13 protein-coding genes, 4 tRNA genes and 1 pseudogene are annotated in these 13,900 nt (G+C 38.5%); 11 read left to right on the forward strand and 7 right to left on the reverse strand.

Features of this window, described 5'->3' with window-relative positions:
- Nucleotides 1-94: transposase domain-containing protein (locus FTU83_RS15515; protein ID WP_179993438.1), on the forward strand; the 94-nt coding region annotated here is incomplete at its 5' end.
- A gap of 273 nt (nt 95-367) precedes the next feature.
- Here FTU83_RS15515 and FTU83_RS15520 read toward each other — a convergent pair.
- Nucleotides 368-1,711 (reverse strand): hypothetical protein, encoded by a 1,344-nt coding sequence (locus tag FTU83_RS15520; RefSeq protein ID WP_168379170.1) that lies wholly within the window; start codon nt 1,709-1,711, stop codon nt 368-370.
- 504 nt (nt 1,712-2,215) lie between these two features.
- Here FTU83_RS15520 and FTU83_RS15525 point away from each other — a divergent pair.
- The 5 genes and pseudogenes from FTU83_RS15525 to FTU83_RS15545 all read left to right on the forward strand — a co-directional run bounded on the left by FTU83_RS15525 (nt 2,216) and on the right by FTU83_RS15545 (nt 3,502).
- Nucleotides 2,216-2,291 (forward strand) — tRNA-Asn (locus tag FTU83_RS15525).
- Nucleotides 2,292-2,296: 5 nt separating this feature from the next.
- Nucleotides 2,297-2,372: transfer RNA gene (locus FTU83_RS15530), tRNA-Asn, on the forward strand.
- Between the two features lie 217 nt (nt 2,373-2,589).
- Nucleotides 2,590-2,665 (forward strand) — tRNA-Asn (locus FTU83_RS15535).
- Between the two features lie 258 nt (nt 2,666-2,923).
- A tRNA-Asn gene (locus tag FTU83_RS15540) sits at nt 2,924-2,999 on the forward strand.
- A gap of 22 nt (nt 3,000-3,021) precedes the next feature.
- Nucleotides 3,022-3,502 (forward strand): annotated as a pseudogene (locus FTU83_RS15545) (DUF2726 domain-containing protein).
- A gap of 75 nt (nt 3,503-3,577) precedes the next feature.
- Here the strand turns inward: FTU83_RS15545 and FTU83_RS15550 are convergent.
- From FTU83_RS15550 to FTU83_RS15565, 4 genes are all read right to left on the reverse strand, one after another.
- Nucleotides 3,578-3,838, reverse strand: coding sequence for a hypothetical protein (locus FTU83_RS15550; RefSeq protein ID WP_180107224.1), 261 nt, complete (start codon nt 3,836-3,838; stop codon nt 3,578-3,580).
- A 183-nt stretch (nt 3,839-4,021) separates the two neighbouring features.
- Nucleotides 4,022-5,476 carry a S9 family peptidase gene (locus tag FTU83_RS15555; protein WP_180107226.1) on the reverse strand — a complete coding sequence of 485 codons (1,455 nt, stop codon included), beginning with the start codon at nt 5,474-5,476 and terminating at the stop codon, nt 4,022-4,024.
- 121 nt (nt 5,477-5,597) lie between these two features.
- Nucleotides 5,598-6,479 (reverse strand): 4-hydroxybenzoate octaprenyltransferase, encoded by an 882-nt coding sequence (gene ubiA, locus FTU83_RS15560; RefSeq protein ID WP_180004818.1) that lies wholly within the window; start codon nt 6,477-6,479, stop codon nt 5,598-5,600.
- Between the two features lie 22 nt (nt 6,480-6,501).
- Complete coding sequence (locus tag FTU83_RS15565; RefSeq protein WP_111884531.1) at nt 6,502-6,987, reverse strand: chorismate lyase; 486 nt, start codon at nt 6,985-6,987, stop codon at nt 6,502-6,504.
- A gap of 203 nt (nt 6,988-7,190) precedes the next feature.
- Between FTU83_RS15565 and FTU83_RS15570 the strand changes: the two genes are divergently transcribed.
- On the forward strand, nt 7,191-8,105 hold the full coding sequence (locus FTU83_RS15570) for a polysaccharide deacetylase family protein (RefSeq protein WP_180107228.1): 915 nt from the start codon (nt 7,191-7,193) through the stop codon (nt 8,103-8,105).
- Nucleotides 8,106-8,187: 82 nt separating this feature from the next.
- Here FTU83_RS15570 and FTU83_RS15575 read toward each other — a convergent pair whose 3' ends face one another.
- The gene (locus FTU83_RS15575) at nt 8,188-8,466 is read right to left on the reverse strand and encodes a hypothetical protein (protein ID WP_180107230.1); all 279 of its coding nucleotides are present in this window, start codon (nt 8,464-8,466) and stop codon (nt 8,188-8,190) included.
- Between the two features lie 98 nt (nt 8,467-8,564).
- The gene (gene glnA, locus FTU83_RS15580) at nt 8,565-9,980 is read right to left on the reverse strand and encodes a type I glutamate--ammonia ligase (protein ID WP_171262625.1); all 1,416 of its coding nucleotides are present in this window, start codon (nt 9,978-9,980) and stop codon (nt 8,565-8,567) included.
- Nucleotides 9,981-10,868: 888 nt separating this feature from the next.
- On the opposite strand from glnA, the gene FTU83_RS15585 reads away from it, so the two are divergent.
- The 4 genes from FTU83_RS15585 to FTU83_RS15600 all read left to right on the forward strand — a co-directional run bounded on the left by FTU83_RS15585 (nt 10,869) and on the right by FTU83_RS15600 (nt 13,811).
- Nucleotides 10,869-11,453 carry an aminodeoxychorismate/anthranilate synthase component II gene (locus FTU83_RS15585; protein WP_218945838.1) on the forward strand — a complete coding sequence of 195 codons (585 nt, stop codon included), beginning with the start codon at nt 10,869-10,871 and terminating at the stop codon, nt 11,451-11,453.
- Nucleotides 11,454-11,471: 18 nt separating this feature from the next.
- Nucleotides 11,472-12,518, forward strand: coding sequence for an anthranilate phosphoribosyltransferase (trpD, locus tag FTU83_RS15590; RefSeq protein ID WP_078191968.1), 1,047 nt, complete (start codon nt 11,472-11,474; stop codon nt 12,516-12,518).
- Between the two features lie 16 nt (nt 12,519-12,534).
- Nucleotides 12,535-13,341, forward strand: coding sequence for an indole-3-glycerol phosphate synthase TrpC (gene trpC / locus FTU83_RS15595; protein WP_180107231.1), 807 nt, complete (start codon nt 12,535-12,537; stop codon nt 13,339-13,341).
- 107 nt (nt 13,342-13,448) lie between these two features.
- Nucleotides 13,449-13,811, forward strand: a complete 363-nt coding sequence (locus FTU83_RS15600; protein ID WP_180107233.1) for a hypothetical protein — start codon at nt 13,449-13,451, stop codon at nt 13,809-13,811.
- Nucleotides 13,812-13,900 lie beyond the last annotated feature (89 nt).

Below are 13,900 nucleotides of genomic sequence, written 5' to 3' on the forward strand. Positions count from 1 at the left end.
CTATTTAAGTGATGTGCTGAAAAGGTTGCCGACACATAAAGTGACTCAGATTGAAGAATTGCTACCACACCGCTGGAAACCTAAATCGAATTAAAAAATAGGCATGGGGTTCAGCGGACGCTTACTTAGAACTTCTCTTTTTTGTTTTAGTTTCAGTGAAACTAAAATAAGCTATGCAACATGGACTATTTTTCCGATGTTGCATGATAAACATTTTAAAAATTCAAAATCCATAGGTATAGCCTTTCAACAACCCACACAAGACTCTGAAATTTATTAAAATTAAGATGTTTTCGAATACCATGTATTAAGTTAATTGTAGGAGAACCAACATAGTTATATTTTTTGGAGTATAACTACGCAATTATCACCTTACGAGATCATTTACGCCTAAATGACCAAACTTGCCATTTATTAGACGACCATCATCTAACTGCACATTTTTAAATTCAATTGTTCCCTCTGAATCATTGACAGTTACACCAGTACAATGATTATCCGTCAATTTACAGTTCCATTTCAGATAAATATTCACATTTAATTGACCCTTCTGTGGTCTTTGATACGCTACATTTACATTTTTAGTTATAGTATCGTATTTCACTGTGAACTCGAGATCAGATTGATTATCTCGACTCATAAAGCGAAAATATTTACTTTCATTTTCTGCATATACCGCTGCTGCAACTGTTGCATCAATTTTAAAAACTTCATCTCCTGCAATGACTTGACCATAAGGAACTTTTTTCACAAAACCTCCAGATACTTTTAAGTCTGGAGAAGCAATATATTCAATAGGGTTAGTAAATAAGTTATTGATGAATTTAAAGGTCGTTATACCATTTTCATAATCTGTATTTAATATAAAATCTCGATTGAAGTATCCCTTATATATGTGCACATCTTTAGGTTGCTCATTACTGAAATAATTCCCCTCTGTTAAGATAAATCTATCGTGATCAAGATCCACAGGATTATTAAAATTAAAATAGTATTCTTTATCGGTCGTAAAACTTAAAACAGAACTAGTTTTCCAATCCAAAAATTTTTCTATTGTTGCAGGTTTACCATTAACAACTAAGTCTGATTCCGCATGATATTCATTAAATCGTTTGGTGTTCCACACTGGCCAATCAGAATTTACTTCAAACTTAACAGAGCCCTTAATTTTAGCTGTAGATGCAAAGCCAATATTATTTAAACGTCCTGCTATAGAACCATTTGCGTCTATAATAAAGTAAGTTTTACCATTACTCTGCTTTTCAATTTTATAAGAAAATGTATCGCTGCATGAATTTTGACATTGAACTCTCAGATACCCGTTATCATTCTCTGAATAGCTAAAAACTCCAACTTTATCGTCATTAGGATAAAAATAAAGACCCGCCAAATTATTAATATGGGCAGACAAATTATTGCTTGGTGTAAGAATTTCTAAATCCCACATATTATTGTTTGTAGCAGATGCTTCAATCACACTATCTGTGTGAAATGGTGAAAACTTGATGGTTGAGTGATTAGCAATGCCAGAATTTTCAATTTCAAAATAGCCATGCGTCAAATCTGGACTTAGTACAGTAGTTTCTTCAATAGGCTTCGGTACAGATGTTTCTGATGACGTTGGACTACTTTCTCCTCCCCCTCCACCACATGCGACTAATAAAATAGATAAAAGAGTTAAAGGGAATAATTTTCTTCTAAGGTGAAGCATATAAATCCTTGTTTAAAAAATAAATTTTTAAATTTTATAAAAATACTGAATTTAGACTACTTTTGTAAATATTCAATACCATTTCATAAAACAATGAAACTTTGCCTAGTTCTTATACAGGAAGCTAAGCCACTTGTGTACTTAGACGATTTTTTTATCTAAAAATTATTAAAAAATCTTCTATTTATTTTAAAAACTGTAATTGGCCGTCTAATTATTGCCCAATGTAACAAAATAGCGATCATACAAAATGACAGTGCGTACTTCTCTCAGCATGTCTAAAACAAGAATAGCGCTCTAACGCAACCTTACTCACCATTTCATCCATTACTCTTCAAACTATAATCGCCAAAGTATTCTGATGACTTTTAATACGATAAAAGCTCAAAAGAATCAATAAATAAGCAACAAACCCATCTTTGAATAATAAAAAAACATTTAAGCGCTATATCCGTCATTTTTACTTGACCCTTTTAAGTTTCATCCCTAAAATGCGCATCAGATTCTCCAATAGCTCAGTCGGTAGAGCGACGGACTGTTAATCCGCAGGTCCCTGGTTCGAGCCCAGGTTGGAGAGCCATCTATTCTTCCATAGCTCAGTCGGTAGAGCGACGGACTGTTAATCCGCAGGTCCCTGGTTCGAGCCCAGGTGGAAGAGCCAGATTCTAAAAAACCCACTCATTATGAAGTGGGTTTTTTATTGCCTATTCATTAATATGAGTACACCTACTTTATTGTTTTTACATTCCCCAAAGTATGTGTATAAGTACCCACTTGCCTGATTCGGCTATTTTTAAAACACTTAATTTGATTTTTCTGTATTTTATTTAAATCAGGCTTGACCACCCTGCCATACATCTTTAGAATCCGTTTCAGATTCTCCAATAGCTCAGTCGGTAGAGCGACGGACTGTTAATCCGCAGGTCCCTGGTTCGAGCCCAGGTTGGAGAGCCAAATTCTAAAAAGCCCACGCATTATGTTGTGGGCTTTTTTTATGCTCTGACTTTTATTTTTAAGATAAGAATCACTTGCTCTATGACCTAAGCTATTCACCGACCTCTCTTTCCACATTAGAAGCAATTATCAAAGCTTAAGTTTTAAAAACACTTTATATTAAAGGTGTTTATATTTAATACATTCAGCCTAAATTTTCTTATTTTTTGCAATTCCGACTTGACCTCACTGCATTTGCCCCATAGAATGCGTGCAGATTCTCCAATAGCTCAGTCGGTAGAGCGACGGACTGTTAATCCGCAGGTCCCTGGTTCGAGCCCAGGTTGGAGAGCCAAATTCTAAAAAGCCCACGCATCATGACGTGGGCTTTTTTCATATATGTAGTTTATTCCGTGCCAGATCTCAGTCAGTTCATATTTTTTATTATTGGTTGCTTGGCAACTTTTGCCCTTGTCTGCTTAGTCTTTCCCAGACTGTTTAGAAGCAAACAAAAGTTTTTCCCACGTCGTGTAATCACTGCCTTTGAAAGTAAGATGTTTCATCGTTTAAATGAAGCATTTCCGAACTACCACATTTTAGCCCAAGTGGCTTTTAGCGCACTGATCACCAATCAAAATTATAAAATCAGAAATAGATTTAATCGAAAAGTCACTGATTTTGTCATACTTGACCAAACTTATAATGTGCTTGTGATTATCGAACTGGATGACCTTAGTCATAGGCAAAGAGCAAGAAGATGCTGAACGTGATGCAATGCTTGAAGAAGCGGGCTACCGTGTAATCCGCTACACCAACATTCCAACAGTTCACACGCTCAGGCATGATGTAAATAAATAGTTGTTAAATACTTAAATCAAAATCAAACATTGAGTGAATGCGCATTGCATTCACATCCACAATGTAAGCTGAATTTTATTGAGCATTTGACTCTTGAACAGCCAGCACTTCTGATACTGCTTGGTCAGCCTCAGCAGCCAAAGCCGCATCTTGGGCTTCTTTAGCTTTAATGCGCTCAATCATTTCAGCTTGTTGTTGCTTATATTTTTCTTGGTTTTTGGCATCACTATTGACTGCAAGAAAAGCCATACTGACCAAAAATATAGGAATCAATAGCCCAAGTGCCATCAAAATGATCATCTTTTTGGTATTGGGCTTTGGCTTAACTTCAGACATAACGATTCTTTCATTTACATAAATAATTCGACGCCCAATATAGCAAAAAACAAAATTCGCTCAAGCCTTCATATCATTCTTTACTCTAACCAACTATACCCCCTCATTTTCACGGATTGAATGATTAACAATCCAATATTCAATAAAAAAAGGAGACATGCTCCTTTTTTATTATTTAAAAACTTAGCTTGAAGCAACTATACCCGTACAATGTGGACTTTGGCTCACATCTTTTTGCTCATTGGTTAAGACAATACCTGTACCTGCGGACATTTTAGCTTGAATAAATTCGACCGCTTGCGCATTTCTACAGATAATCGCCTGTGTATGACTTGCTTTTGGCACAATATCCAATAAATATCCATCCTCATATTTTGCCTGTGGGAAGTATTTCACCGCTTGCAATTTCATATTTTCAAATAAAGCTTGAGTCACAGGAGGTAATACAGCTTTATCTTCTTCACCTTGAATAATATAAACAGGGGCTTTAATTACTTTGGCAGCAGTTGCATTCGTCGCTGGCTGATTATCATTTAAAAATTTCTGAACAACGGGATCGGTATCGATTTTATTCAAATCAATTCCGTACTGTGAAACCATATGCGTTGGATCTTTTAAGAATTCAATCACAGCTACTTTAAACTGTTCTTGCAAACCATTTGCGCCATTTGGATCGGCATAACTTAAACATGCACCATCATCCCCTGTACGTCCATAGGCTTTTTCTGCAATAACACCAGCATCTGCAGTAAAGATATTTTTTAAATCATAATTTGGCTCATAGGCTTTAATACCCGAACTGGTCAATGCAGCATATGCCAAAAGCTCAGCATAGCCATCTGCAAGTTGCCCCATTAACGCATCTGCTTGCTGTGCATTGATTATGTTATTTGCAAGCGCGTAACGAATTTGAAGCAATTGTTCATCTAAGATATTGACGCCCTTACTCACGCCGTTGTCATCCAGATTTAAAGCAGGATCAAGATAGATCTTAATAATCGTCCCCAAACTCGATGCAGGTGCGGCTGCCACTGCCCCTTTATAGTTTGCATCCGTATTTGCAAATTCCGCCGTCCCTAAGGATGCATGACCACCTTGCGATTGACCGATCGACATCCACTGACCATTGAGTTGCTTACCATAATGTTCTTTTGCCGCTTTAACCGCAGTAAGTGCCGAATTTGCCGCACTCGATAAATTGAGGTATGGATGCACCCCCTTCGTACCTAAACCTTCATAGTCTGGTGCCACAATTACATAACCTGCCGCCATAAGCGTATTAGCTAGAATTTTAAAACGTGGATGAATTAGATTTTTACTTGGCGCACATTCATCTCCAGCCCCGACTGTTCCATGCTCCCATACCACAACACGATACCCATCTTTAGGTTGTGTAGCTTTTGGAAATAATACTAAGGCTGTTGCTGTTGCTGCTTTCCCCTGCACATTGGTCATGTTATACGTCATGACTTTAATGGACGATGTATTGTCTACAGTATCTAAAGCATAATTTGCTTCAGACACAAATGTTGATTTTTGATTCGAAGATGATGAGTCATTATCATCGTCATTACACGCGGTTAAAGACAGCATAGAAACTGCAACTGTCAGAGCTAATGCTATTTTTGAACGTTTCATAAAATATCCTTTTTAATCATTATTCTTTAAGCATGAAACTACATGCCTTTTTATTAATGCATAAAAAAAGCACCCAAATAGGATGCTTTAGCTCATTTTAAACAGTTTCAGATCAATGACATTAAAGCGTCAGTGCCATGAAAATTCCAATAAAAATCATAAGCCCTACCCAACGGTTATGGCGAAACGCCCAAAAACATAACTGAGGATCACGGCCTTTGGTTTTAGTCCACTGGTAAATAAAATCGGCAGCCACAGCCAACATTGCAACTAAACCAAATGGCATCAAGAGATCTTCTAAATACAACGCAGAACCAATCAGTACAATGCTTAGCGCCTGTAATAAAGAAATGATTTCTATATCATATTTACCAAATAAAATCGCAGTTGATTTCACACCAATTTTCAAATCATATTCACGGTCAGTAATGGCATATTGTGTGTCATATGCAACGGTCCACGCCAAATTACCAAAGTACAATAACCAGCAAGTCAAATCAGGTGTTTGCCCCACAGCGGTATAAGCCATAGGAATCGACCATGAAAATGCCGCGCCTAAAAATACTTGTGGCAGATGCGTGTAGCGTTTCATAAAGGGATAAATGAACGCTAAAAACAATGCACCAAAGGACCAATAAAAAGTTTCTATCGGTAAAAAGAACAACATACATGCGCTAGCAAGCACCAAGATCAAGAACACATATATGGCTTCTTTAGCACTAATCACTCCAGTGGCTAAAGGACGATGTTTGGTTCTTTCCACAGCACCATCGACTTTACGGTCAGCAAAGTCATTAATCGCACAACCTGCTGCACGCATAAATATCGTGCCCAAAATCATGGGAATCAAAATACTGAATTGCGGTGTTCCTTGATTGGCAATCCACAGTGCCCACATGGTTGGCCAAAAAACCAGTTCCGTGCCAATTGGCTTATCGAAGCGACATAAATAGTAATAAGCTTCTAAACGCTGCTGCCAAGTAATCTGTTGCACCACGGCCATGATTGTCCTTCATCTGGTAATGTTATTTCTGCAAATATTGTTCAAAACTCGCTAAAAAAGTTTCCTGAACAATAAATTTACAACCATGCCAAGTATAACAGCTCTGACGTGTCCAACCATCGTCTAGCCACAATACACGCCGCTCGCACTTCGGATTGGTACGCTGAAATAAAAAATGTCCGATGGGTTTTTTACCAATATGCTGAAAAATCCGCGCACGGCCTTGTATACTGAGGATTGGAAATATACTTTTTGCCTTGACCCACGGCTCAGCTTCACAGCCATATAAATAACTTTCACGTACCCAAGCTGTGTGCTGTATTGGCATTTGTAGCCACCGTGCATCTTGAAGCGTCATGCGTTGAAATTGCTCAATACTCGGCTCAACTTTAAATACACCTTGGGCAAAATCTGTTAATTGTTGGGTTAATGAACCCGAAGCATACAACCATGTTCTTAATTCAGGAGACATTCTTTTATCCCGCATTTCGCATGCTTGACGCTGCATATTTCATTTCCCTTATAACCATTTGCTGAGTATAGCGAATCATTAGTGTAACCAACTCAACATCGTTTTTCATGACCCATAACTTGTTTTCAGTAAAATGAACAAAACCAAAACTGCTTAAGTACTTCATTACATTTGCAATCAACACAAACCTCACTTACACAGTATGATGTCGTGGATAACCACTAAATTACACAAGCATAATGTTTCCATTTTACCCGCTACATGTTTTTATTTTTTTCGTTTTACTTTGTGCCAATATCACGGCTCAAGCAAAATCTATTGCGCTCAGTTTTGATGATGGATTAAATCCAGTGTTTAACGCACAAGCAGAACAAATCAATGCCCAAATTTTAAAACATCTGCATGATCAACAAATCAAAACTATTGTCTTCCCTAGCCTGATTAAAATTGGCGATTATCAAGGTAAACAACTGATTCAAGCGTGGGGACAATCTGGCCATCTGATTGGCAATCATAGTGCACTGCACCAAAATCTGAATAAAGAAAATGTTACATTAAAAGATTATCTGCACAGCATTGAACATGCGGATACAGTGTTAAAAACGCTGCCGAATTACACACGTATCTATCGTTATCCATTTTTAAAAGAAGGTAATAACGCTGAAAAACGTGATGCTGTCTATCACTGGTTAGAGCAGCATCAATACCGCATTGGCGGTGTGAGTATTGATGCCAGTGACTGGTTTTATAACCGGAAATATCTCGACTATGCCAAACAGCAAGACTTTGACAAATTAGAGCGTCTAAAACAAGCGTATATTGCTCACCTGCTTCACCGAGCGGATTATTATGACCAGCTTGCGCAGCTCACTTTACAACGTTCACCGCAGCATGTTTTGCTTTTACATGTAAATGCCATTAATGCCGCATTTTTAAAGGATGCCATTACTGCTTTTCAACAGCATGGCTGGACATTTATTTCAGCTGAGCGCGCCCTGCAAGACCCGTTATATGCACAGCACAGCCAAAACATCCCTGCGGGTGAAAGTGTGATTTGGTCGATTGCCAAAACTCAAGGAATTACACAGCTGCGCTACCCCGCCGAAGATGCGCCTTATGAAGGTGACAATTTAAAACAGCATGGTTTGCAATGACGGTTAGCAAATCACTTAAAGCACTATAAAAAATGACCTGCTGTGTTTCAGGTCAATTTTTAGATCAAGTTTTAGTGTTGGATTAAAAGTTATCTGTCTTGGCAATAGCTTCAAACTTTCCTTGCGGCGTTTTTACTAAAACCAGCCCTTCGGTCGTAATATAAAAACTTTCAGGGTAATCAAAGTCCAATGCCAGCTCTGGGTTTTTCAGCTCGATAAATTGAGCCTGTTTATAACCTTCAACGGTCCGCCCCACTTCCAAATAAGTCACTTCTGAGAAGTTGAGTTTAAAGCCCTTTGCCTGATCCGCTGGATCAATCCAAGGGAAAAAACCGGTATGTTTTTTGCGTGGTTTTGCCATAACGATTCTATATATTTCCAGATTGATTCATCATAACGTAAGACACAAAAAAACCCGCGATAAACGCGGGTTTTTTTAAGCTTAAATTCTTTACAGAATTACAGGCTGTAGTACATATCAAATTCAACTGGGTGAGTAGTCGTGTTAAGACGACGAACTTCTTCAGTTTTAAGTTCGATGTAGGCATCAAGCATTTCTTTAGTGAACACGCCACCTTTAAGAAGGTAATCATGGTCAGCTGCAAGAGCTTCAAGCGCCATATCTAAGCTATGAGCCACTGTAGGGATTTTAGCTTCTTCTTCAGGAGGAAGGTCGTACAAGTTCTTGTCAGCAGCTTCACCTGGGTGGATCTTGTTTTGGATACCGTCAAGACCAGCCATAAGAAGCGCAGCGAAACCTAAGTACGGGTTCATCATTGGATCTGGGAAACGTGCTTCGATACGTTTGCCTTTAGGGCTAGAAACGTAAGGAATACGGATAGAAGCTGAACGGTTACGTGCTGAGTAAGCAAGCATAATCGGTGCTTCGAAATGTGGAACTAAACGTTTGTACGAGTTAGTTGATGGGTTTGTGATTGCGTTCAATGAACGAGCGTGTTTGATCACACCACCAATGAAGTACAACGCCATTTCTGAAAGACCAGCGTATTCATCACCAGCAAACAAGTTCTTGCCATCTTTAGAGATCGACATGTGAACGTGCATACCTGAACCGTTATCACCAACCATTGGTTTAGGCATAAACGTAGCAGTTTTAGCATATTGGTGAGCAACGTTCCAAACAGCATATTTGAACTGTTGAACTTCGTCCGCTTTGCGAACCATAGTGTTGAAGCTTACACCGATTTCAAGCTGGCAAGATGCAACTTCGTGGTGATGTACTTCTACACGACCTGGGCCCATGATATCTTCAATTTTTGCACACATATCTGCACGCATATCTTGTGAAGAATCTACAGGAGGAACTGGGAAGTAACCACCTTTCACACGTGGACGGTGACCAGAGTTACCCGCTTCGTAATCTTTACCAGTAGACCAAGCAGCTTCTTCAGCGATTAATGTGTGGCGCGCGCCAGACATATCGATGTCCCATTTTACTTCGTCAAAAACGAAGAATTCTGGTTCTGGACCAAAGAAAGCAGTATCACCAATACCAGTTGATTTTAGGTATTCTTCCGCACGGCGAGCAATAGAGCGTGGGTCACGTTCATAACCTTGACCAGTTGAAGGTTCGATAACGTCACAAGTCACAACAACTGTAGCTTCTGCAAAGAACGGGTCGATAAAACCAGTTTCTGCATCTGGACGTAAGATCATGTCAGATGCTTCAATGCCTTTCCAACCAGCAATTGAAGAACCATCAAACATTTTGCCATCTTCAAACGTATCTTCGTCGATTGAATCTGCTGGGTAAGTTACGTGTTGTTCTTTACCCTTAGTATCAGTAAAGCGAAAATCGACCCATTTTGCGCCACTTTCTTGGATGAGTTGAAGGACCTTGTTCGCCATGCTCATTTTGCTCCGATGATTTTTTTGTGCACACTGAAGTGCGTGTTAGTAGTTGGTAGTTATTAAGCAATTACCGTACCAACTTTTAAAAGCTAAGCTAAAATACTGAATTCCTTATCAGAATAGAAGATTTTAGCTCCTTGCTTTTCTACTATTATACTGTGTGTAACAGTAAATGCACCATATTCAGCCACTCTTCATCACTTTTGTTTAAAAACTTCTCGCAGGTGTATCAAAATAGTGCAACTTGGTTTTGCACCAGTATGCACCAAAATGATTAATCGCTTTCAACGATAAAATTATTAGGATTTTATTAAAGCTTTAAGGTCGAATTTAAATACGATAGAAACTAATGGTTTAGCTAGTTCTAGATGGAAAAATACCAGCGTGATAACTATATTCATGATCGATATTTAGGTTTTTTGAGCCCTTAAAGCACTCTTTTTTTGAAGTAGATTTAACCATTTTGTTTTAATTTTGATCAATCTACCTTTGCATTAATTGTGCTCCATTTTGGTGATTTTGCTTCAAAACGGTTCATATTTTTCCAGCTAGAGCCTGAATTGCAATTTTTAACGACAGTAAGCAGATCTTTTTAAAATATCAATTGAACACATTTTAAACACTTAAATTCAGCCTATTGCTTTGTTCAACTTAAATCCTAAATTTATAAGTCGATAATTTGCTGAAATGATTTCAGTTGCGATGAACTTTGGCGAAATTGTTCAGCAGAAATTGAATAATATTTGCTATGATTGGCTGCATTCTAAATATTTCACTATTTTTCTATTTAAAATATCCACACGATATTTGGGTCAATATACAACTATTTAGAATCATTTCGGACTATTCTAAGCACAGTTAAGTGCATAAATTTCAAAGGTTAATACGCTCATGCTTTTGATGATCGACAATTATGACTCTTTTACCTACAACATCGTCCAATATTTTGGCGAGTTAAATCAGGAAGTAAAAGTTGTACGTAACGATGCCGTGACATTGGAAGATATCGATCGATGGCAACCGAAGTATTTAGTCATTGGTCCTGGCCCTTGTTCGCCAAGTGAAGCAGGTATTTCAATTCCTGCGATTCAACACTTTGCGGGAAAAATTCCTTTACTCGGTGTGTGTTTAGGCCACCAAGCCATAGGACAAGCTTTTGGCGGCGATATTATTCGCGCTAAAAAAGTGATGCACGGTCGTTTATCTGACATGTATCACAGCGATCAAGGCATTTTCAGCAACCTCCCTTCGCCATTTTCAGCAACGCGTTATCACTCTTTGGTGATTGATCAAGCGACTTTGCCTGAATGTTTAGAAGTGACCTGCTGGACCAATGAAGAAGATGGCACGATGGAAGAAATCATGGGCGTAAAACATAAGACATTGCCTGTCGAAGGCGTGCAGTTTCACCCTGAATCAATTCTTAGTGAACATGGCCATCAAATCTTTAAAAACTTCTTAGAAATTTACGCTTAATCGAGTGCAAAAAATATTATGAATATTCAACAAGCTTTAAATAACATCACTAAAAATATTGAACTCACTCAACCTCAAATGGAAGAAGTGATGCGTACCATCATGCAAGGTGAAGCGACCGATGCGCAAATTGGCGCACTCATGATGGGCTTACGCCAAAAAGGTGAAAGTATTGATGAAATCACTGCCGCAGCACGTGTAATGCGTGAGTTTGCGATCAAAATCGATGTCAGTGATCTGCCACATTTGGTGGATATCGTTGGTACAGGTGGTGATGGTCAAAACTTATTTAACGTTTCTACTGCGTCTAGTTTTGTCATTGCAGCAGCAGGTGCAACCATTGCTAAACATGGCGGTCGTGGTGTTTCATCAAAATCAGGCTCTTCTGATCTTTTAGAACAAGCTGGAATTAACCTTGACCTGAACATGCAGCAAACTGAACGTTGTATTCGTGAAATGGGCGTTGGTTTCCTCTTTGCACCTAATCATCATAAAGCCATGAAATATGCTGCTGGTCCACGTAAAGAATTGGGCTTCCGTAGTATTTTCAACCTACTTGGCCCGCTTACGAATCCGGCCGGCGTAAAACGTTTTGTGATTGGTGTTTTCTCTACAGAATTATGTCGTCCTATGGCTGAAGTTTTAAAACAACTCGGTGCAGAACATGTCTTGGTGGTGCATTCAAAAGACGGTTTAGATGAAATTAGCCTTGCATCAAGTACTTATGTTGCAGAACTTAAAGATGGCGAGGTCACTGAATGGGAAATTCAACCTGAAGCTGTAGATATCGAGTCGCAAACCTTAACAGGTCTATCTGTAGATAGTGCTGCGGAAAGTCTAAAATTAATTAAAGATGCTTTAGGTAAAAATAAATCTGCACTCGGTGATAAAGCCGCGAATATGATTGCCCTAAATGCAGGTGCCGGTATCTATGTTTCAGGCTTAACCAATAGCTATAAACAAGGTGTTGCATTAGCACATGACATTATCTATGGCGGTCAAGCACTAGAGAAAATGGGCATTTTGTCTGAATTTACGAAAACTTTAAAAGAATACGAAGCTTAAGATTAGGACTCAAATCATGGTAGATATCGCCAATACAATTTTAGGTAAAATTGTTGACCGTAAAAAAGAAGAATTTGCAGCCCGTCTTAAACAACGTAGCTATAAAGATGTCGAAGAGCTAGCTCAAGCAGCTACACCCGTTCGAGGTTTTGCACAAAACCTCGGCTCTAAACGTCCGGGGGTGATTGCTGAAATTAAAAAGGCATCACCATCGAAAGGCATCATTCGTGAAAACTTTAAACCTGCTGAAATTGCGCAGCAGTATCAAGATGCTGGTGCAGCGTGTTTGTCTGTTTTAACTGATGTCGACTTTTTCCAAGGTGCAGATGAAAACATTCAAATTGCTCGCACGCATTGCGACTTACCTGCGCTACGTAAAGATTTTTTGATTGATCCATATGGTGTGATTGAAGCGCGCGCTTTACATGCAGACTGTATTTTATTAATCGTGGCTTGTTTGTCAGATCAACAACTCGAAGAAATGTCGAAAACTGCTTTTGAGCACAATCTCGACGTATTGGTTGAAGTACATGACGAAGAAGAACTTGAGCGTGCAATGCGTCTTTCTGACAACTGTCTACTTGGCGTCAATAATCGTAATTTAAAAACCTTTGAAGTTGACCTCAATACATCATTACGTTTGAAGAAGTTACTTGAGCCTTCTCGCCTACTTGTGACTGAAAGCGGTATTGCCACACCCACAGATGTTGCCATGATGCAAGAACATGACATTCATGCCTTCTTGGTCGGTGAGAGTTTTATGAAGCAGCCACGTCCTGATCAGGCGTTTAAGGAGCTGTTTGGTGTGCCTGATAAAATATAAATGAAATATGTAGGGTGAGTTCGCTCACCCTTTTCCTCCTTTGCATCCATATTAAAAAAATTACACATCCTTTTTATAATTTTTATTCATTTGAGAATTAAAAAATAATGAAGTCGATTATTTCTTCTACTCTTCTATTCATTTCATTAATCTTGGTTTCACTACACCAGATAAGTTGGGCAAAAAATATAACTCTTTATACTGGCTCACCGTATCATATTGACCAAAATCATATCCTCTACTTTAATATTTCCAATATGCCCGAAGGCATCATTGCTGCGCAGATTGACCTAAATCAAATTTTTCCAAATATAAATACTAACGTGCTAAAGGGCAAAAATTATGATTTCAATAAGAATCAAATTGAAATCATTAGTTATCAAGGCTTACCAATAGTCATTAATTTCTCAGTTAATACTAAAAACAAGAATATGAACCGTACCGGGTTTGTCGGAGACATTTTTATTTAAGTTAGGCCACGTGACCTAACGGGTTAATCTTATCATAGTACATTGCTTCAAACTCAAAAGGCGATACATAACCCAATGCGCTGTGTACA

Origin of the sequence: Acinetobacter sp. YH12152 (genome assembly GCF_013418285.1) — a bacterium.
Taxonomy (GTDB): domain Bacteria; phylum Pseudomonadota; class Gammaproteobacteria; order Pseudomonadales; family Moraxellaceae; genus Acinetobacter; species Acinetobacter amyesii.